The sequence below is a fragment of the Streptococcus mitis genome, from assembly GCF_047459985.1.
GTDB classification, from domain to species: Bacteria; Bacillota; Bacilli; order Lactobacillales; family Streptococcaceae; genus Streptococcus; species Streptococcus mitis_DZ.
In genome coordinates this window covers 86,293-106,950 of record NZ_JASHHD010000004.1, presented here as the reverse complement: position 1 = coordinate 106,950, position 20,658 = coordinate 86,293, and the positions used below count along the sequence as shown (strand labels likewise).

General features: G+C 39.7%; 25 protein-coding genes. 8 read left to right on the top strand and 17 right to left on the bottom strand.

Annotated features, from left to right (window positions below; translation table 11 throughout):
* Positions 1-149, top strand: a 149-nt coding sequence (locus QM959_RS04315) for a transposase (protein WP_414371631.1), incomplete at its 5' end; no start/stop codon positions are given.
* A gap of 36 nt (positions 150-185) precedes the next feature.
* On the opposite strand, the gene leuS is transcribed toward QM959_RS04315, so the two are convergent.
* A complete protein-coding gene (gene leuS, locus QM959_RS04310) occupies positions 186-2,687 on the bottom strand; it encodes a leucine--tRNA ligase (RefSeq protein WP_414371629.1) in 2,502 nt (833 codons plus the stop codon).
* A 147-nt stretch (positions 2,688-2,834) separates the two neighbouring features.
* Between leuS and QM959_RS04305 the strand changes: the two genes are divergently transcribed.
* The 7 genes from QM959_RS04305 to QM959_RS04275 all read left to right on the top strand — a co-directional run bounded on the left by QM959_RS04305 (position 2,835) and on the right by QM959_RS04275 (position 10,687).
* Positions 2,835-4,484 (top strand): sensor histidine kinase, encoded by a 1,650-nt coding sequence (locus tag QM959_RS04305; protein WP_414371627.1) that lies wholly within the window; start codon positions 2,835-2,837, stop codon positions 4,482-4,484.
* Positions 4,477-5,247: a response regulator transcription factor gene (locus QM959_RS04300; RefSeq protein WP_414371625.1), complete on the top strand. Its 771-nt coding sequence runs from the start codon at positions 4,477-4,479 to the stop codon at positions 5,245-5,247. Before QM959_RS04305 ends, QM959_RS04300 begins: the two co-directional genes overlap by 8 nt.
* A gap of 215 nt (positions 5,248-5,462) precedes the next feature.
* Complete coding sequence (locus tag QM959_RS04295) at positions 5,463-6,503, top strand: extracellular solute-binding protein (protein ID WP_414371623.1); 1,041 nt, start codon at positions 5,463-5,465, stop codon at positions 6,501-6,503.
* 162 nt (positions 6,504-6,665) lie between these two features.
* A complete protein-coding gene (locus QM959_RS04290) occupies positions 6,666-7,712 on the top strand; it encodes an ABC transporter substrate-binding protein (RefSeq protein WP_049531814.1) in 1,047 nt (348 codons plus the stop codon).
* A gap of 12 nt (positions 7,713-7,724) precedes the next feature.
* Complete coding sequence (locus tag QM959_RS04285) at positions 7,725-8,816, top strand: ABC transporter ATP-binding protein (protein WP_414371621.1); 1,092 nt, start codon at positions 7,725-7,727, stop codon at positions 8,814-8,816.
* The gene (locus QM959_RS04280; protein WP_414371618.1) at positions 8,806-10,464 is read left to right on the top strand and encodes an ABC transporter permease; all 1,659 of its coding nucleotides are present in this window, start codon (positions 8,806-8,808) and stop codon (positions 10,462-10,464) included. Before QM959_RS04285 ends, QM959_RS04280 begins: the two co-directional genes overlap by 11 nt.
* Positions 10,465-10,561: 97 nt before the next feature.
* Positions 10,562-10,687: a hypothetical protein gene (locus QM959_RS04275; RefSeq protein WP_049497424.1), complete on the top strand. Its 126-nt coding sequence runs from the start codon at positions 10,562-10,564 to the stop codon at positions 10,685-10,687.
* A gap of 32 nt (positions 10,688-10,719) precedes the next feature.
* Here QM959_RS04275 and QM959_RS04270 read toward each other — a convergent pair whose 3' ends face one another.
* From QM959_RS04270 to rplF, 16 genes are all read right to left on the bottom strand, one after another.
* Positions 10,720-11,412: a histidine phosphatase family protein gene (locus QM959_RS04270; protein WP_414371616.1), complete on the bottom strand. Its 693-nt coding sequence runs from the start codon at positions 11,410-11,412 to the stop codon at positions 10,720-10,722.
* A 243-nt stretch (positions 11,413-11,655) separates the two neighbouring features.
* Entirely contained in the window at positions 11,656-12,993 is a 1,338-nt protein-coding gene (locus tag QM959_RS04265) for a PFL family protein (RefSeq protein ID WP_414371615.1), read from the bottom strand.
* Between the two features lie 9 nt (positions 12,994-13,002).
* Positions 13,003-13,269: an ACT domain-containing protein gene (locus QM959_RS04260; RefSeq protein WP_000644124.1), complete on the bottom strand. Its 267-nt coding sequence runs from the start codon at positions 13,267-13,269 to the stop codon at positions 13,003-13,005.
* Between the two features lie 263 nt (positions 13,270-13,532).
* A complete protein-coding gene (gene rplQ / locus QM959_RS04255) occupies positions 13,533-13,919 on the bottom strand; it encodes a 50S ribosomal protein L17 (protein ID WP_000331493.1) in 387 nt (128 codons plus the stop codon).
* Between the two features lie 11 nt (positions 13,920-13,930).
* Positions 13,931-14,866, bottom strand: coding sequence for a DNA-directed RNA polymerase subunit alpha (locus QM959_RS04250; protein WP_070458878.1), 936 nt, complete (start codon positions 14,864-14,866; stop codon positions 13,931-13,933).
* Positions 14,867-14,908: 42 nt separating this feature from the next.
* A complete protein-coding gene (gene rpsK, locus QM959_RS04245; protein WP_001118385.1) occupies positions 14,909-15,292 on the bottom strand; it encodes a 30S ribosomal protein S11 in 384 nt (127 codons plus the stop codon).
* A gap of 17 nt (positions 15,293-15,309) precedes the next feature.
* Entirely contained in the window at positions 15,310-15,675 is a 366-nt protein-coding gene (rpsM, locus tag QM959_RS04240) for a 30S ribosomal protein S13 (RefSeq protein ID WP_000090781.1), read from the bottom strand.
* A gap of 17 nt (positions 15,676-15,692) precedes the next feature.
* On the bottom strand, positions 15,693-15,809 hold the full coding sequence (gene rpmJ, locus QM959_RS04235) for a 50S ribosomal protein L36 (protein ID WP_001808836.1): 117 nt from the start codon (positions 15,807-15,809) through the stop codon (positions 15,693-15,695).
* Between the two features lie 24 nt (positions 15,810-15,833).
* On the bottom strand, positions 15,834-16,052 hold the full coding sequence (gene infA / locus QM959_RS04230) for a translation initiation factor IF-1 (protein ID WP_001029883.1): 219 nt from the start codon (positions 16,050-16,052) through the stop codon (positions 15,834-15,836).
* Between the two features lie 116 nt (positions 16,053-16,168).
* On the bottom strand, positions 16,169-16,807 hold the full coding sequence (locus tag QM959_RS04225) for an adenylate kinase (RefSeq protein ID WP_414371613.1): 639 nt from the start codon (positions 16,805-16,807) through the stop codon (positions 16,169-16,171).
* Between the two features lie 150 nt (positions 16,808-16,957).
* Positions 16,958-18,268, bottom strand: coding sequence for a preprotein translocase subunit SecY (gene secY / locus QM959_RS04220; protein ID WP_000465402.1), 1,311 nt, complete (start codon positions 18,266-18,268; stop codon positions 16,958-16,960).
* A gap of 12 nt (positions 18,269-18,280) precedes the next feature.
* Positions 18,281-18,721 carry a 50S ribosomal protein L15 gene (gene rplO, locus QM959_RS04215; protein ID WP_000766089.1) on the bottom strand — a complete coding sequence of 147 codons (441 nt, stop codon included), beginning with the start codon at positions 18,719-18,721 and terminating at the stop codon, positions 18,281-18,283.
* A gap of 144 nt (positions 18,722-18,865) precedes the next feature.
* Positions 18,866-19,048, bottom strand: a complete 183-nt coding sequence (gene rpmD, locus QM959_RS04210; RefSeq protein ID WP_000057241.1) for a 50S ribosomal protein L30 — start codon at positions 19,046-19,048, stop codon at positions 18,866-18,868.
* Positions 19,049-19,061: 13 nt separating this feature from the next.
* Positions 19,062-19,556, bottom strand: coding sequence for a 30S ribosomal protein S5 (gene rpsE / locus QM959_RS04205; protein WP_000874202.1), 495 nt, complete (start codon positions 19,554-19,556; stop codon positions 19,062-19,064).
* 17 nt (positions 19,557-19,573) lie between these two features.
* Positions 19,574-19,930, bottom strand: a complete 357-nt coding sequence (rplR, locus tag QM959_RS04200; protein ID WP_000624044.1) for a 50S ribosomal protein L18 — start codon at positions 19,928-19,930, stop codon at positions 19,574-19,576.
* An 83-nt stretch (positions 19,931-20,013) separates the two neighbouring features.
* Positions 20,014-20,550, bottom strand: coding sequence for a 50S ribosomal protein L6 (gene rplF / locus QM959_RS04195; protein ID WP_075565061.1), 537 nt, complete (start codon positions 20,548-20,550; stop codon positions 20,014-20,016).
* Positions 20,551-20,658: the final 108 nt, after the last annotated feature.

The following is a 20,658-nucleotide window of genomic DNA, read 5'->3' as shown; positions in this document are numbered from 1 at the left end:
ACGCAAAATTAGAAGCGACCAATAATCTCATCAAGCTTATCAAGCGTAATGCCTTTGGTTTTCGGAACTTTGAAAACTTCAAAAAACGGATTTTTATCGCTCTGAACATCAAAAAAGAAAGGACGAATTTCGTCCTTTCTAGATCTTAGCTTTTCTTCAACCCACTACAGTTAACAAAGAGCCTCTTATTTCACCACAATATTCACAAGCTTATTAGGTACACTAATCACTTTCACGATTTCCTTACCGTCAATTTCAGCTTTGACTTTTTCATCAGCGAGTGCTATTTCTTGCAATTCTTCGCGTGATAGGTCTTTAGCGACCATGATTTTGGCACGGACTTTTCCTTTGATTTGGACGACGATTTCGATTTCGTCTTCAACCAATTTGCTTTCGTCCCAAGTAGGCCAAGCTACATAAGAGATTGACTCACCTGTTGCTGCAAGAGTTTGCCAGAGTTCTTCTGCCAAGTGAGGTGCAAATGGCGCGATCAATTGGATAAATCCTTTGGCATAGTCCACATAAAGCTTGTCTTCCTTGTTAGCGGCATTGACAAAGACCATGAGTTGGGCAATGGCTGTGTTGAATTTCATCGACTCGATTTGCTCTGTGACAGCCTTAACGGTTTCGTTGTAAACCTTGTCAAGAGTACCATTGTTTTCTGCAACAATTTCCTTGCTTGTAATCAAACGGTAAACACGGTCAAGGAACTTACGGCTTCCTTCCAGACCTTCTTCTGACCAAGCAATCGAAGCATCAAGTGGTCCCATGAACATTTCATAGACACGAAGGGTGTCAGCACCGTATTGTTCCACCACGTCATCTGGGTTAACCACGTTCTTGAGAGACTTAGACATCTTAGCTGGTGCTTGCTCCAACTCTTCTCCTGTTTCCACATGGAAGAAGGAACCGTCACGTTTCTCAACCTTGTCAGTTGCCACAAGAGCCCCACGGTGGTCACGGTAGCTTGTTCCCAAGATCATTCCTTGGTTAAAGAGTTTTTGGAATGGTTCCTTAGTTGGAACGACACCTAAGTCATAGAGGAATTTGTGCCAGAAACGAGCATAAAGCAAGTGAAGAACGGCGTGTTCTGCTCCACCTACGTAAATATCCACTGGCAACCATTGTTTGAGAAGGTCCTCATCGGCCAATTTTTCAGTATTGTGAGGGTCAATATAGCGGAGGTAATACCAGCTTGAACCTGCCCATTGTGGCATGGTGTTGGTTTCACGGCGACCTTTGACACCATCTTCGCGAGTCACTTCAAGCCAGTCTGTCAAGTTAGCTAGTGGACTTTCACCTGTACCAGAAGGGCGAATGTCCTTGGTCACAGGCAAGACAAGTGGCAATTCATTTTCAGGGACAGCTGTTGAAGTCCCATCTTCCCAATGAATGATAGGAATTGGCTCACCCCAGTAACGTTGACGGCTAAAGAGCCAATCGCGGAGACGGTATGTCACCTTCTCTTGACCACAGCCTTTTTCTTCTAACCAAGCCACGATCTTGGCAATAGCGTCTTCTTTGTTCAATCCATCTAGGAAGTCTGAATTGACATGAAGTCCATCCTCTGTGTAGGCAGCTTCTTCAACGTTTCCACCTTCAAGTACTTCGACGATTGGAAGGTCAAATTGTTTGGCAAATTCCCAGTCACGTTGGTCATGGGCTGGTACAGCCATAACGGCACCTGTTCCGTAACTAGCAAGAACATAGTCCGCAATCCAGATTGGGATTTCCTTGCCATTGACAGGGTTGATGGCATACGCACCAGTCCAAACCCCTGTTTTTTCCTTGGCAAGATCTGTACGAGCCAAGTCAGATTTGAGGCTAGCTTGGTTTTTGTAGTCTGCTACAGCCTCTGCTTGCTCTGGACTTGTGATAGCGTCAACCAAATCATGCTCAGGAGCCAAGACAGTGAAAGTCGCACCGAAGAGGGTGTCCGGACGAGTAGTAAAGACTGTGAATTCCTTGTCTATTCCCTTAACTTTAAAAGTTACATTGGCACCAGTTGATTTACCAATCCAGTTGCGTTGCATGTCCTTGATAGACTCTGGCCAATCCAACTCATCCAAGTCATTGAGCAAGCGCTCTGCATAGGCCGTGATTTTGAGCATCCATTGGCGCATTGGTTTGCGGACAACTGGATAGCCACCACGCTCAGAAGTTCCGTCAGGAAGAACTTCTTCGTTAGCGATAGCTGTTCCTAGTTCCTCAACCCAGTTTACTGGTACTTCTGCTTCATAGGCCAAACCTTTTTCGTAAAGCTTGGTGAAAATCCACTGCGTCCACTTATAGTAGTTTGGATCTGTTGTGTTGACTTCACGGTCCCAGTCATAAGAAAATCCAAGCGCATTGATTTGACGTTTGAAGTTGGCAATATTTTCCGCCGTAAATTCTGCTGGGTCATTCCCTGTATCCATAGCGTATTGCTCTGCAGGCAAACCAAAGGCATCCCAACCCATTGGGTGAAGGACGTTGTAGCCTTGCGCACGTTTGTAACGACTGAGGATATCGGTTGCAGTATAGCCTTCTGGGTGTCCTACGTGCAGACCCGCTCCAGATGGGTAAGGAAACATGTCAAGCGCATAAAACTTAGGTTTTGAGGCATCTGTTCCCGTCTTAAAAGTGTGATGGTCAGCCCAGTATTTTTGCCACTTAGGCTCGATTTCTTTATGATTGTAAAAACTCATGGTTTCTCTCCAATTTTGTGATGTTACTATTATACCATTTTTGAGGGAATTTGGTCTCGTTCTATTCTATACTTTTCTATTTTACCTTGCTCTAGAATTTTTAAACTGCTATACTTATAACAGAAAATCCTTCCAAGGAGGTAGCAGATGTCTCATTCCTTTAAAAAATCTCTCCAAAAAGAAATTCTCCATAGAAGCTCTATCGCAGCATTTGTGACCTCTCTTTTACTGCTCATTTTACTGTTTGGTTTTTCCTATTTTTTACAAAAGCAACAACTCTCCAAAGACACGAGACAGATTGTCAAACAAGTTCAAGAGATGAAAGAAGCAAATAATGAGCTCCTGACCACTATGAACTATAAAATGATTCCTGGATTTTTGGACGGCAAACACACAGAGCGAGAAGTCTTTAGCTTATTTTACGAGACAAAAGCTAAATTAAAACTTAGTTCTGATCTCATTATCCTAAGTGATACAGGTGAATTACTATTTAGTACCAATCGAAATCATCAAGAAAGTATTTTAGCACCCTACTATCTAAAACTGCTCATTCAAAATCCTTCTCAAGATAAAGTTACAGAAAAAATTGCACTCTCTTCAGACAAGCAACACTACACACTCTTTATCAAACCACTACTTCAAAACCAACGAGTTAAAGCCTATACTATTGCTTTCGTAAATGAGAATGATTTCATCTCAAGTTTCCCAATGATCAATTCTAAATACATCATTACCGATAGCTTTGGAAATATGTTTTCCAACAATACAAATCAATTTACTCGTTCCACTCTTGAAAAATTTGATGAAAAGCTCCTACACTCTCGCACCCACTGGTATGCGAATGAACCGCTTATTGTTCAAAAAGAAAAAGTCGGTGCTATTTTTTCAATCTATACTTTTCAATCCTTCTTTCCTATTCCTAGCTTACTCGGCCTAGCCTCCATTCTCACCTTATGTATATTCTTCCTCTACTTCTGGCAAGCAAGACGAATTGCTCATAAGATTGCTACACACAACGCTGTTCCTATTGAAAGTTTAGTTTACCAACTTCAAGAAATTCCCAAACAAGCAGAAAAAAGGCTTTATCTACAAACAGGTGATGAGTTTGAATTTATGGCCGAAAAAATTAATAATATGTTGTATGAATTAGATCAACTTCATCAGAAAATGTTGACCATCGAAAAAGAAAAGTGGATTTTTGAAAGAAAAATGCTGGAAGCTCAGTTCAATCCTCATTTTCTCTACAATACACTTGAAACGATTAAAATCACTTCTTTAATGGATGCAAGCCTCACACAAGACCTGATTCAAAATCTCACGCGCATTCTTCGCTACAGTATCACTGATTTAGAAAAAGAAACAACCATTTGTCAAGATTTAAAGATTATAGAGGATTACCTTATTATTCACAAGATTCGTTTCGAGCACTTTTCCTATGATATTGTCTGTCCAGAAAGTGTCGATAATCAACCTATTCCTAAACTTTTCTTGCTTCCTCTGGTAGAAAATGCTATAAAATATGGGATGCAATACCGTATTGATCTTCATATTGATATCCAAATTACCTTGGAAGCAAATTCTCTGACTTTTTGGGTCAAGGATAATGCCGGAGGACTCACAAAACAAGAGCGACTCGCTATTTTAGACTCTTTAGATAGCCCTCATACCCAGCATGGCATTGTTAACAGCTACAAACGGTTGAGCAATTTCTTTCCTGATGTTCAGCTAGATCTAGGAGTCAATCGCCAAGGAGAAACTTGGGTCAAATTTGTAACGAAAGGACTAACTCATGTTTAAGCTCATTATCGTAGAAGATGAACACCTCATTCGAAAATGGCTAGAGATTGCTGTAGACTACTCTGCCTTAAGCATCCAAGTTGTAGGAACTGCCAGTCACGGTCAAGAGGGAATGAAACTCATCCAAGAAAAAGAGCCTCATATTGTCTTAACAGACATCACAATGCCAATTATGGATGCTTTTATGATGTTCGAAGCCACTCGTACCCTTTCTTATGAAAAAGTTATTTTATCAGGTTATAACGATTTTCAAAATGCCAAAAAAGCCATGCAATATGGCGCGATTGATTTCCTATCTAAACCAATTGATACCAAGGAATTAACAGAATGTCTTCAAAACATTGTTTTGCGATTACAAGTTAGCACCTATCAAGAAACTCCTTTTTTAGAAGAATATCAAACTTTACTCACCTCTATCCAACAAGTTGATACACAGAACCAAATCATTCAGCAAATTATCTCCTTTGTCCACACGCACTATGCAGAACATTTTACTATTACTAAACTAGCAGAATCGCTGGGGTATAGCGAAAGTTATCTATATAAGGTTATCAAAGAAGACTTCCCCATGACGCTAAATGAATATATCTTACGCTATCGCCTCAAACAAGCTATAGATAAAATGGCCGAATCTCCCAACTCCCCCCTAAGCGACATCTCTGAGCAAGTTGGATTTTCAGACTATAAATATTTTGCCAAAGTGTTTAAAAAATATCTTCATATATCTCCAAAAGAATTAAAACTTATGAATAAAAATCATTGATGTAAAAGGATTGCTCAACTCTATTGTAGCAATCTTTTTATTTTATACTTACCATCGAAATCCTATCCACTGTTCACGCATCCTTACTCTAGGAGCTTAATTCCTATTTTCTATTTTAGATTTCTTTAAGGTTTTTATTATATTCTATAGGACTCTACAAATTATAAACGTTATAAAAATGTAGAGTGAAAACGTTCGTAAAAAAGGAGTCTCTTATGAAAAAACTACTATTCTTTCTCTCTTGTGGTTGGATATTGCTTACTTTATCAGGATGTTCTTCAGCTATAGGAGCGGAAACTAGCACTGAAACAGATTCGAATAACACTTTGGTTATCTATTCACCTAACCCTGAAGATCTTATCGAAGAAACAATCCCAGCCTTCGAAGAAAAATATGGTATTAAGGTTGATTTAGTACAAGCCAGCACTGGTGAATTGTTCAAAAAAGCTGAGGCCGAAAAAGAATCCCCAGTAGCCGATGTCATTTTCGGAGGCTCCTATGCCCTCTTCTCTTCTAACGAAAAACTTTTTGAACCTTATATTTCCCAAGAAAACGACCAGATAATCCCTGAATATCAAAATAAAACAGGATTCTACACACCTTATACACTGGATGTCAGTGTTATCATTGCCAATTCAGCTCTTACAAAAGATATTAAAATTGAAGGCTACAATGATCTACTCAATCCCAAATTAAAAGGAAAAATCGCTACTGCTGATCCAAGTAACGCTTCAAGTGCCTTTGCTCAATTAACAAATATGCTTGTGGATCAAGGTGGATACGAAAATGAACAAGCTTGGACCTATGTGAAAAATCTATTTACCCTAGTAGATGGAAAAATTGCATCTAGCTCTTCGAATGTTTATAAAGCCGTCGCCGATGGAGAAATGGCTGTAGGACTCACCTATGAAGATCCTGCCTTAAAACTCTTAAACGACGGAGTTGATGTAAAAGTTATTTATCCAAAAGAAGGTACCGTCTTTTTACCTGGTAACGCGGCTATCGTCAAAAATGCCAAACACATGGACAATGCTAAAAAATTTATCGATTTCCTCCTTTCTCAAGAAATCCAGGATAAACTAGGAACTGAAACTACAATCAGACCTATTCGTAAAAATGCTAAAACCAATAAAAATATGAAGGCTATGACAGAAATCAATGTTGCTACTGAAGATTCAGATTATGTCATCAAGAACAAATCCACTATTCTTAAAAAGTACAATGATATTTTTACAGATATCCAATCTAAAAAATAAAATTTGACTTTTCAATTATTAACTGTCGAACCCTACTATAAAATCAAAAAGATTACTTCCGTTTTTGTAGAGAATTTTACTCTAATAGAATAGAATTATTGGTTTTAAAAACGCTTACATTATTTTAAAATAAACTTAAATAACATAACGGAGGTATCCATCATGAAAAAGAAATGGATGTATTATGCTGCTTGCGGACTAGCTCTTTTTGGTCTTGCTGCTTGTTCTTCTAATGAATCTGCCGATGACAGTTCATCTGATAAAGGGGATGGCGGTTCGCTAGTCGTTTATTCACCAAACTCAGAGGGCTTAATTGGAGCAACCATTCCTGCCTTTGAAGAAAAATATGGTATCAAAGTAGAACTGATTCAAGCTGGTACTGGAGAACTTTTCAAAAAACTAGAGTCTGAAAAAGAAGCTCCTGTAGCCGATGTCATCTTTGGTGGTTCTTATACACAATATGCTACCCACGGTGAACTCTTTGAAAACTATACTTCAAAAGAAAATGATAATGTTATCAAAGAATATCAAAATACAACTGGCTACTCTACTCCTTATACATTAGATGGTAGTGTTTTAATCGTCAATCCTGATTTAACTAAAGGCATGAACATCGAAGGATATAGCGACCTTCTCAAACCTGAACTAAAAGGAAAAATCGCAACTGCTGACCCAGCAAACTCTTCTAGTGCCTTTGCCCAATTAACAAACATGCTACAAGCTCAAGGTGGCTACAAAGATGATAAGGCTTGGTCTTATGTAAAAGATCTCTTCACACTTATTGATGGTAAAATCGGTTCAAGTTCATCTGGCGTCTATAAAGCAGTCGCTGACGGAGAAATGGCTGTTGGTCTCTCTTATGAAGATCCAGCGGTTAAACTCTTAAATGACGGAGCTAACATCAAGGTAGTCTATCCAAAAGAAGGAACAGTCTTCCTACCTGCTAGTGCCGCTATCGTTAAAAAAGCTAAAAACATGGAAAATGCCAAGAAATTTATCGATTTCATCATCTCTCAAGAAGTACAAGATACACTTGGTACAACCACTACTAACCGTCCTGTTCGTAAAAATGCTAAAACTAGCGAAAATATGAAACCAATTGACAAAATCAAAACACTCACTGAAGATTATGATTATGTCATCAAGAATAAATCAGATATCGTTAAGAAATACAACGAAGTCTTTACAGATATCCAATCTAAACAGTAAAAGAGGTTCACTATGAGTGAGATCAAAATTATTAACGCCAAAAAAATCTACCACGATGTCCCTGTTATTGAGAATTTGAACATTACGATTCCAAAAGGAAGTCTCTTTACCCTTCTTGGGCCTTCAGGATGTGGAAAAACGACTCTTCTTCGCATGATTGCAGGTTTCAACAGTATCGAAGGTGGAGAATTTTACTTCGATGATACAAAAATCAATAATATGGAACCCAGCAAACGCAATATCGGGATGGTTTTCCAAAACTACGCTATTTTCCCACATTTGACTGTACGAGACAATGTTGCTTTTGGTCTTAAGCAAAAGAAGGTTCCAAAAGAAGAATTGATTCAACAGACCAACAAGTATCTTGAACTCATGCAAATTGCTCAATATGCGGATCGAAAGCCAGATAAACTCAGTGGTGGACAACAACAACGTGTCGCCTTGGCACGTGCCTTAGCGGTTAATCCAAGTGTTCTCCTCATGGACGAGCCCCTTAGTAACCTGGATGCCAAACTTCGCTTGGATATGCGTCAAGCCATTCGAGAAATCCAACACGAAGTGGGAATTACAACTGTTTATGTGACCCACGACCAAGAAGAAGCTATGGCTATTTCAGATCAAATTGCTGTTATGAAAGATGGGGTTATCCAACAAATCGGCCGACCAAAAGAACTTTATCATAAACCAGCTAATGAGTTTGTGGCTACCTTTATCGGACGCACAAATATTATCCCTGCTAATCTTGAAAAACGGAGTGACGGCACTTATATCGTCTTTTCAGATGGTTATGCCCTTCGAATGCCAGCTCTTGATCAGGCTGAGGAGCAAGCTATTCATGTAAGCATTCGTCCTGAAGAATTCATCAAAGATGAATCTGGAGATATTGAAGGAACTATTAGCGATAGCGTCTATCTTGGACTAAATACTGAGTATTTCATCGAGACAGGATTTGCCTCAAAAATTCAAGTTAGCGAAGAATCAACTTTTGAAGAAGATCTACAAAAAGGCGATCGTATTCGTCTACGAATCAATACTCAAAAATTAAACGTCTTTTCTGCAGATGGTTCGCAAAACCTGATAAAAGGAGTCAACCATGGAACGTAAAAAACTAAATATTTGGACAGCCTCCTCTTTCTTCATCTTTCTTACTTATCTTGTCTTTCTCGTTTATCCTATCGTTACCGTGCTCAAGCAAGCACTCATACATGAAGGACAATTCTCACTAGCTAATTTTGTCACTTTCTTTAGTAAAGCCTACTACTCTGAGACACTTGTCAACAGTTTCAAGGTTTCCATTACCGCTACTGTCACTTCCTTAGTCGTAGGAACCTTATTAGCTTATCTCTTCTCTATGTATGACTTCAAGGGGAAGAAATTTCTACAAATATTAATTATCATTGCTTCCATGTCAGCTCCATTCGTGGGAGCCTATTCCTGGATTCTCTTGCTGGGACGAAATGGGGTCATCACTAAATTTTTGACAAATTCCCTTCATCTTCCAGCTATAGATATCTATGGATTCAAAGGAATTGTACTTGTCTTCACACTGCAGCTATTCCCACTCGTATTTCTATACGTTGCTGGAACAATGAAAAGTATTGACAATTCTCTACTTGAAGCCGCTGAAAGCATGGGGTCCTTCGGATTTAAACGTATCGTAACGGTTGTTTTACCTCTCCTAGTTCCAACCTTACTAGCTGCTGCCTTGCTTGTATTTATGAGAGCATTCTCAGACTTTGGAACGCCTATGTTGATTGGTGAAGGATATCGGACTTTCCCTGTCCTGATTTATACCCAATTTATTAGCGAGGTTGGAGGAAATTCTGCTTTTGCATCTGCTTTAGCAATTATGGCGATTATCATTGCCTTGGCAATTTTCCTTATACAAAAATACATTTCAAATCGCTACAGTTTCAGCATGAATTCGCTCCATCCAATTGAACCTAAAAAAACTACAAAAGGAAAAATGGCTGCTATTTATGCAACAGTCTACGGAATTATCTTGTTCTCTGTTCTACCTCAAGTCTACTTGATTTATACTTCTTTCCTAAAAACATCAGGTATGGTATTTGTCAAAGGCTATTCTCTAAACAGTTACAAGGTAGCTTTCAATCGTATGGGATCTGCTATTTTCAATACCATTCGTATCCCTTTGATTGCCTTAGTTCTAGTTGTCCTATTCGCAACATTTATCTCCTACCTAGCCGTTAGAAAACGGAATTTGTTTACAAACTTAATTGACAGCCTCAGTATGGTTCCCTATATTGTACCAGGAACCGTTCTAGGGATTGCCTTCATTTCTTCCTTCAATACTGGTCTATTTGGAAGTGGATTTCTTATGATTACAGGGACTGCTTTCATCTTAATTATGTCCCTATCTGTCAGAAGATTACCTTATACTATTCGCTCATCTGTTGCTAGCTTGCAACAAATAGCACCAAGTATTGAAGAAGCCGCTGAGAGCTTAGGAAGTAGTCGTCTCAATACCTTTGCCAAGATTACAACTCCAATGATGCTATCTGGTATTATTTCTGGAGCTATCCTATCTTGGGTCACAATGATTTCAGAACTCTCTACTTCTATCCTCCTCTACAATGTCAAAACAAGAACAATGACTGTAGCTATTTATACAGAAGTTCTCAGAGGGAATTACGGTGTAGCCGCAGCCTTGTCAACTATCTTGACTATTCTAACAGTGAGTTCATTACTCTTATTCATGAAGATTTCTAAGAGCAATAGCATTACACTTTAGTTTCCCCCATCAAAAACAGCCGAAAGGATTACCCTCGGCTGTTTTTTCTTATCTTGATATTCTTATCAAATCCCTAGTTCATAGAAAGTAATACTCAATGAAAATCAAAAAGCAAACTAGGAAACTAGCCGCAGGTTGCTCAAAGCACTGCTTTGAGGTTGTAGATAAGACTGACGAAGTCAGTTACATATATCTACGGCAAGGCGAAGCTGACGTGGTTTGAAGAGATTTTCGAAGAGTATAAGTCTGGACTGATTAAATAGAGGCCTCTTCCATCTTCTCACGTCCTATTTCTCGGTAACTACGGTCGCCGACAACTTCTACGCTAAACTGACCGTCCTCATATTCAAGAATCGTCACGCTACCATTATCTAGACCATGCGGATGCATACCATTAATCAGATAAACAATGGTTCCAATGGTCATTCCGTGGCTGACAACAAGGGCGTTGCCTCCACCTTGTTCTTCCATTTCTGTGGCAATCGTTTCAAAACCTTCTTTGATTCGGCCACTGAGTTTTTCCCAGCCTTCAGCCCAACCAGCTGTATCAACCTCTACCAAGCCCTCAGCCAGTTCAGCATAAGACAATTGGTGAACATGGTCCACATTAAAGATACGAGGAATAATGCCCATGAAAAGATCGCCATCGTAGGCTCCATCAAAGCTACCAAAACACCACTCTCTGATACGCTTGTCCATGCGATAAGGGATTTTCCCCTGCAAGCCAAGTTCATCAAGAATGATTCCCATGGTCTGAATGGTGCGCCCAGAATCACTCGAATAAGCGCGAGCAAACTGCAGACCAGATTCTCGCAAACCGATTCCTAATTCTTGAATTCCTCGCTCACCTTCAGCTGTTAAGGGAGTATCACTCCAACCTTGCGCGCGACCAATCGTGTTAAACATGGTCTTGCCATGACGTACCAAATACAATCGTACTTTTACCATTTTCCGTCCTCCATTTGCTTCTATTATATCATGGATGATAAAACAAAAGCCACCCATATAGGCGACTTTTGCAGGAGATTATTATGAAAAAGTTTAGGAGTTCATTAAATAAAGATATTAGATGAAAATCAAATTCAAACTAAATCCGAGTTATCTATTTCAAATAATATTAGGAGGTCTTTATTTAATGATTATAGTATACACACCTAACCTTAAATAGAACTTAAAATTTCTTTTATTTTCTTAATTTTTAAAACTATGGATTGGTGCTGGGATTTGTCCTCCACGAGAGATGAAATCAACAGACGAAGCCCCATTGACTTTCATAACAGGCGCAGTTCCTAATAGGCCACCAAACTCAATCATATCGCCTTCTTTTCCTTTTGGAATGATACGAACAGCTGTTGTTTTCATGTTAATGACACCAATTGCAGCTTCATCTGCAATCATAGCCGCAATGGTTTCAGCAGGTGTATCCTCCGGAATGGCAATCATATCCAAGCCAACGGAACAGATAGCCGTCATAGCTTCTAGTTTTTCCAGATTAAGAGAGCCATTTTGCACTGCAGCAATCATCCCTTCATCCTCAGAAACAGGGATAAAGGCACCAGACAAACCACCGACTTGGTTGCAGGCCATCACTCCCCCCTTCTTAACTTGGTCATTCAAGAGAGCCAAGGCAGCCGTCGTTCCATGCGTACCAACTGTCTCTAGTCCCATTTCCTCAAGGACACGTGCCACAGAGTCTCCAACCGCAGGAGTTGGCGCCAAACTCAAGTCCACAATACCAAACTCCACACCCAGTCTCTCACTGGCCATTTGACCAACCAATTGACCGATACGAGTGATTTTAAAGGCAGTTTTCTTAACTGTTTCGGCTACTACATCAAAGCTCTCTCCACGAACTTTTTCCAAGGCACGCTTCACTACACCAGGACCAGAAACCCCGACATTGATGATAACATCTGCTTCCCCAACACCGTGGAAGGCACCTGCCATAAACGGATTGTCCTCAACGGCATTAGCAAATACAACCAACTTGGCTGCGCCCATATCGGATAGAGTTGCCGTATCCTTGATAATACGTCCCATATCTGCCACAGCCGTCATATTAATACCAGACTTGGTTGAACCGATATTAACTGACGAGCAGACCTTATCCGTTTCAGCCAAAGCGCGAGGAATAGAATGGATGAGAATCTCATCTCCCTTTTGATAACCCTTTTGTACCAAGGCAGAAAAACCACCGATAAAATCCACACCAATCTCTTTCGCAGCCTTATCAAGCGATTTTGCAAGAACCACGTAGTCTGTTGCATCTGTCGCCGCCCCAATCAGAGAAATAGGAGTCACCGATACACGCTTATTAACAATTGGAATTCCCAACTCCGCTGCAATTTCATCCCCAACTGCTACTAAATTAGCTGCCTTGGTCGTAATCTTTTGATAAATTTTCTCCGCAGCACGATTGATATCTGGATCGATACAGTCCAAAAGAGAAATTCCCATGGTAATGGTTCTGATATCGAAGTTTTGCTCCTCAATCATGGCGATGGTTTCAGTAACTTGTCTAATATCCATGTGCACCTCCTAGATATTATACATAGCTTCGAAAATCGCTGCACTCTGAATATTGATTTTCACATTCAAAGTTTGCCCAAAAGCTTCAAATTCATTACGAAGATAAGTAAAATCTTGCTTTTCATCACTAGAGACGACAGCCATCATCGTGAAATATTCATCCAAGACAGTTTGAGAAATATCATCAATGTTCAAACCCAATTCTGCAATTTTACCAGAAACACCTGCAACAATTCCAGATTTATCTTTACCAACAACAGTTATAATCGCTTTCATAAGCAAACTCCAATTCTTCTTAAAATAGGAAACCTGAACGTTTTTGATTTTCTTTTTCAATAGTATAGCATATTTCTTAATAAAATACTCAAAAACGCCTGCTTACGAAATTGTTCTTAAGAAAAAAACAATTTCGTAAACAAGCGTCTACCTTATCATCTTATGATGAGTGTTCCCGCTAGGACATAAGTCCTAGCGGTAGACCAGAGCTAGACTAAGAGCACAAGACTCCATCATCATAACACTCAACAAAATTGATGATTTTATACTAATTCGATGATCGCCATTGGCGCTGCATCACCACGACGTGGTTCAGTTTTAAGGATACGAGTGTATCCACCGTTACGCTCAGCATAACGAGGTGCGATTTCTGAGAACAATTTTTGAAGTGCTGTAGTAGAAGTGTACTTATCAGTTGCTTCATCATAGTTTTCAGATGCGATTTCATTACGTACGAAAGCAGCTGCTTGACGACGTGCATGCAAATCACCACGTTTACCTAGAGTAATCATTTTTTCAACAGTTTTACGGATTTCTTTAGCACGAGCTTCAGTTGTCACGATTGATTCGTTAATCAAAAGGTCAGTTGTCAAATCGCGAAGCATTGCTTTACGTTGTGAGCTAGTGCGTCCTAGTTTACGGTAAGCCATTTATTCCTCCTTTATTTATCTTTTAATCCAAGACCCAAATCAATGAGTTTGACTTTCACTTCTTCCAAACTCTTGCGTCCAAGATTTCTTACTTTCATCATCTCTGCTTCAGATTTTTCTGTCAAATCATGCACAGTGTTGATACCGGCACGTTTCAAACAGTTATATGAACGCACAGACAAGTCAAGTTCCTCAATCGTACGTTCCAAGATACGGTCGTCCGATTCAGTATCAGCTTCTTTCATCACTTCTGCTGACTTAGCAATCTCTGTAAGATTTGTAAACAAATCAAGGTGCTCGGTCAAGATACGTGCTGAAAGCCCTAAAGCATCTTCTGGAATAATTGTTCCATTAGTCAAGATTTCAAGGGTTAATTTGTCGAAACCATCATTGCTACCTACACGAGCAGGTTCAACTTGATAGTTGACTTTTGTAACTGGTGTATAAATAGAATCTACAGCAAGTGTTCCAACTGGTGCATTATCTTTTTTATTTTCATCAGCAGGTACATATCCACGACCACTGTTAACAGTCATTGTCGCTCTTAGAGAAGAACCTTCACCGATTGTAAAGAGATAATGATCTGGATTTACAATTTCAATGTCGCTATCTGTCAAGATATCTCCAGCTGTAATTTCAGCAGGACCTTGCACATCTAGTTCAATGATCTTTTCGTCTTTAACATAAGATTTTACTGCAATACCTTTGATGTTCAGAATGATTTGCATCACGTCTTCGCGAACACCCGGAACTGTATCAAATTCATGCAATACACCTTCGATATTGATAGATGTTACAGCCGCCCCCGGAAGAGAAGCTAGAAGTACACGACGAAGAGAGTTACCAAGTGTTGTACCGTAACCACGTTCAAGCGGTTCGATTACAAACTTGCCATAATCTTTATTTTCATCAATTTTTGTTATATTTGGTTTTTCAAACTCGATCATTTAGTTACTCCCTCTTAAACGAAAAGCAGTGTAAGGTTATGATTATACACGGCGACGTTTTGGAGGACGAGCACCATTGTGTGGCACTGGAGTCACATCACGAATTGCTGTTACTTCAAGACCAGCGGCAGCAAGAGCACGAATAGCTGACTCACGACCAGAACCTGGACCTTTAACAGTAACTTCAACTGACTTAAGACCGTGTTCTTGTGCAGATTTAGCAGCAGCTTCAGAAGCCATTTGAGCAGCAAATGGTGTAGATTTACGAGAACCTTTGAAACCAAGAGCACCAGCTGATGACCAAGCAATTGCATTACCATGCACATCAGTAATCATAACAATAGTGTTATTAAATGTAGCGTGAATATGAGCAATACCAGATTCGATATTCTTTTTCACACGACGTTTACGTGTTGGTTTAGCCAAGACTTTTACCTCCTATATTATTTTTTCTTACCAGCAATCGCAACAGCTTTACCTTTACGAGTGCGAGCGTTGTTTTTAGTGTTTTGTCCACGGACAGGAAGTCCACGACGGTGACGGATACCACGGTATGAACCGATTTCCATCAAACGTTTGATGTTCAAGTTTACTTCACGACGAAGGTCACCTTCAACTTTGATTGCATCCACTTCACGACGGATAGCATCTTCTTGATCTGATGTAAGATCACGTACACGAACATCTTCTGAGATTCCAGCAGCAGCCAAAATTTTCTTAGATGTTGCAAGTCCGATACCATAAACATAAGTCAATGAGATTACTACGCGTTTGTCATTTGGAATGTCAACTCCAGCAATACGAGCCATGTTTTCTCCTTTCTATCTTATCCTTGACGTTGTTTGTGTTTTGGATTTGCTGGGCAAATTACCATAACACGACCATTACGACGAATAACTTTACAGTATTCGCAAATTGGTTTGACCGATGGTCTTACTTTCATTTCTTATCCCTCCAAGTTTTTCGATTATTTAAAGCGGTAAGTGATACGTCCACGTGTCAAGTCATATGGACTCATTTCGACAGTAACACGATCTCCCGCTAAAATACGAATATAGTTTTTACGAATTTTACCAGAAACTGTTGCTAAAATCTGATGTCCATTTTCAAGTTCAACCGTAAACATTGCATTCGGCATTGTATCAACTACTTTGCCTTCAACTTCAATCACATCGTCTTTTGCCACGCAAAAGCACCTCCATAAATTTCGATTCGATGCCTCTAGACACAGAGACAACAATTATAAGTCAGACTATCTCAGTATAACATTTGTAGCGGATTTTTGCAAGTGTGAAAAACGCTTTATTTCAAATTTGTCAATACTTTTTCGATATCTGAGAAGACATCATTGATATCTTGATTACCTTCGATGTCATGAACCAAACCTTTGGCACGGTAGTGAGCAATGATTGGTTCCCCTTGAGCAATATTAACATCCAAACGACGTTTTACTGTCTCAGGCTTATCATCTTCACGTTGGTAGTAATCTTCTTCTTTATAGTCAACTGGTGGGTTAAAGACCTTGTGGAAAGTTTCTCCAGTTACGCGGTGAATGATACGGCCACTCAAACGTTCCAAGAGGCTATCTGGATTCACTTCAATGTTGATGACACCTTCTAGTTCAATGCCAAGTTCAACCAATGTTCTGTCCAAGGCATGAGCTTGTTCGATTGTACGTGGGTAACCATCCAACAAGAATCCTGTTTCTTTAATATCATCTTGTGAAAGACGTTCTTTTACGATTCCATTTGTAACTTCGTCAGGAACCAATTCACCCTTGTCAATGTATGACTTAGCAAGAACACCCATTTCAGTTTGATTTGCCATTGCAGCGCGGAACATATCACCTGTTGAGATATGTGCAACATGGAATTGTTCTACGATTTTTGCTGCTTGAGTTCCCTTACCTGCACCCGGTAAGCCCATAATCAAAAGATTCATGATCTGATCTCCTTATTTTATTTTTAAATAGAAGTAAAAAGTCTTTTCACCCCTATTTAAAAACAAAATAGAAGAGGGGAGACCAAACTCTCACAAATGTCAGAGTTTAAACCTCCACTCCCTCAGTATTTACTAATTCAGTAAATACTTTTATTCTGTTCTGTCCATGAAACCAACATACTTACGTTTCAATAGGTAACCTTCCAATTGTTTGATTCCTTCAATACCTGTAGAGATAATGATCAAAAGACTGGTTCCTCCAAAAGCAACTGCTTCTGAAAGTCCGAAAACATCTTTTGCTACAATCGGTAAAATAGAAATCACACCAAGGAAAAGGGAACCAACAGTTGCAAGACGACGAAGAAGTTTAGACATATATTCTTCTGTACCTTTACCAGGACGAACTCCGTGGATATAGGCACCGCTCTTTTGTAGGTTCTCTGCCGCTTTTTCAGGATTAATCTGTACAAACGTATAGAAGAATGTAAAGAGAATAATCAGCAAAGCATACATGGCAATACCAGTTGGTGAAGTTGTTGCCAGCATCTCTTGTGCTGTTCTTACCCAAGCCCAATCATGACCTGTAGCGCTCAAAAACTGAAGAATAGCTGCTGGCGCTGCAGTAATCGAACTAGCGAAGATAACAGGGATAACTCCAGCAGGGTTTACCTTCAAAGGAAGGTAAGAGCTAGATGGAGCACCTTGTGCAACCTTAGTATATTGGATTGGAATTTTGTATTCTGCTTGTTGAACATAGGTTGTAAAGTAAATGATCAACAATACAGTAATAATCAAAATGATTACGAAAATGATAGATGAGTTGATACGGTCACTTGGAACGTTCACAAAGTAGTCCACATAGATGCCCTGAATCATCTCTGGAATTGAAGCAACAATCCCGGCAAAGATGATCATAGAAACACCATTTCCGTATCCCTTATCTGTAATTTGCTCTCCCAACCAAGTAACAATCATGCTACCAGCTGTTAAAATGATACCAATCATGATAAAGACTTGTGGAGTAAGAGCTGTTTTCAACAATTGAGCTCCAGCCAAAGTATTAAAACCAGCTGTAATTCCGATAGATTGCACAAAGGCTAAAACAAGAGCAATATAACGAGTAGCTTGATTTAATTTTCTTCGACCTACTTCCCCTTGTTTACCCCACTCTACAAATTTGGGTAAAATATCCATTTGTAAGAGTTGGACAACGATAGAGGCCGTAATGTAGGGGCTAACACCAAGAGCAAAAACTGAGAAGTTTTTCATGGCATTCCCTGACACCAAACTCAACATGTTTAAGAAGGATAATCCACTTAAAGCGTTCAAGCTATTGGCATTCACACCAGGAACTGTAATGCTAGTTCCGATACGAAAAACCAAAACGATAAAAATTGTGAATAAAATTTTTGATCGAACCTGCTTGACTTTAAGAGCTTCTCTTAATAATTTAAAAAACATAGGTCACCTCTCTTAGATGACTTCTACTGAACCACCTTTAGCAGTGATAGCTTCTTCAGCTGATTTAGAGAATTTAGCTGCTTTCACAGTCAATTTCTTAGTCAACTCACCGTTACCAAGAATTTTAACACCTGATTTTTCAGCTTTAACAATTCCTGCTTCGATAAGAACAACTGGAGTAACTTCAGCACCATCTTCAAAGACGTTCAATTGGTCAAGGTTCACAATTGCGTATTCTTTAGCGTTGATGTTAGTGAATCCACGTTTTGGAAGACGACGGAACAATGGAGTTTGTCCACCTTCAAAACCAAGGCGAACTCCGCCACCGCTACGAGCTTTTTGACCTTTTTGACCACGACCAGATGTTTTACCGTTACCTGATGAAGTACCACGACCAACGCGATTACGTACTTTACGAGAACCTTCTGCAGGTTTCAATTCATGAAGTTTCATTTTTATTTTCTCCTCTTTTGTAAAATGCTAGCGCCGATAAGGGAGAAAAGGTTGTCTCCCCCATCAACTCGCCTATACGACGTCATCATAGATGACTATATCTAGTTTTAGGGGATGGTATAGTGCACATCCCCTAAAAATTCATTAGTTTACTTCTTCAACTGTTACTAAGTGAGATACTGCTGTGATCATACCACGGATAGCAGCGTTATCTTCTTTAATAACAGAGCTGTTCAATTTGCCAAGTCCAAGTGCTACAACAGTTTTACGTTGTGATGGAATGCGTCCGATTGGAGACTTAGTCAAAGTAATTTTAATTTGAGCCATTTTATCCCCTTTCTTATGCCAAATCAGAAACTGAAATACCACGAAGGGCAGCAACTTCTTCAGCGCGTTTCAATTGTTTCAAACCTTCAACAGTTGCACGAACAATGTTGATTGGAGTGTTAGAACCAAGTGATTTAGATGTAATATCTGCCACACCTGCCAATTCCACAACGGCACGAACTGCACCACCAGCGGCAACTCCAGAACCTTCTACAGCAGGTTTCAACAATACTTTAGCTCCACCGAATTCTGAAAGAACTTCGTGTGGGATTGTTGTTCCAACCATAGGAACTTCGATCAAGTTTTTCTTAGCATCATCTACTGCTTTACGGATTGCTTCTGGAACTTCTTGAGCTTTACCAGTACCAAATCCTACGCGACCGTTGTGGTCACCAACAACAACAAGAGCTGCGAAACGAAGACGACGTCCACCTTTAACAACTTTTGTAACACGGTTGACAGCAACTACGCGTTCTTCTAATTCAACTGCATTGTCTTTAAATGCCATTTTCTAGTGTCCTCCTATTAGAATTTCAATCCGTTTTCACGAGCTGCATCAGCCAAAGCTTTCACACGTCCGTGATATAGATATCCACCGCGGTCGAACACCACTTCTGAAATACCTTTAGCGTTTGCACGTTCTGCAACGAGTTTACCGACAGCAACGGCTTGTTCAGTTTTAGTTCCTTTTGAAACTTCTTTGTCAAGAGTTGAAGCACTTGCGAGCGTTACACCCGCTACGTCATCAATCACTTGAGCGTAGATGCCTGTATTAGAACGGAATACGTTCAAACGTGGGCGATCAGCAGTTCCAGAGAGTTTTCCGCGAACGCGACGGTGGCGTTTTTGGCGGAGTTTGTTTTTATCTGGTTTTGAAATCACAGTTTTCACCTCTTTAGTTTTAAATCGTGTGCTATGCACAAAGTTGGTAATGAGGTTGGTGGTTGAAAATCAACCACTCAACATTATTTACCAGTTTTACCTTCTTTAAGACGAACATATTCGCCAACGTAACGGATACCTTTACCTTTGTATGGTTCTGGTGAACGAAGGCTACGTACGTAAGCAGCTGTTTGACCAACTACTTCTTTTGAAATTCCGCTGATAACGATAGTCGTTGGGTTTGGAAGTTCAAAAGTAATTCCTGCTGGAGCTTCAACTTCATCTGGATGTGATTTACCAACAGCCAAAACAAGTTTGTTTCCTTGAAGTTGTGCACGGTAACCAACCCCACGCATTTCAAGTTCTTTCTTGAAGCCTTCTGAAACACCAATAACCATGTTGTTCAAAAGTGCACGAGTAGTTCCGTGGATAGTTTTCATTTCTTTTGAATCGTTTGGACGGTGAAGAGTTACTTCAGTACCTTCCACACGGATTTCAATATCTTTTGAGAACTCACGAGTAAGTTCTCCTTTAGGTCCTTTTACAGTTACAACGTTGTCATTGTTAGTGAGTTCAACACCAGCAGGCAACACGATAACTTTATTACCAATACGTGACATGTTTTTATTCTCCTGTTAAATTGTCAGGCCATGACGGCCAGTTTTCACGGGGTTAAATCGATTTCTCGATTTAAAGGAACATTTAGGTTTCAATTTCAAAGTGAATCT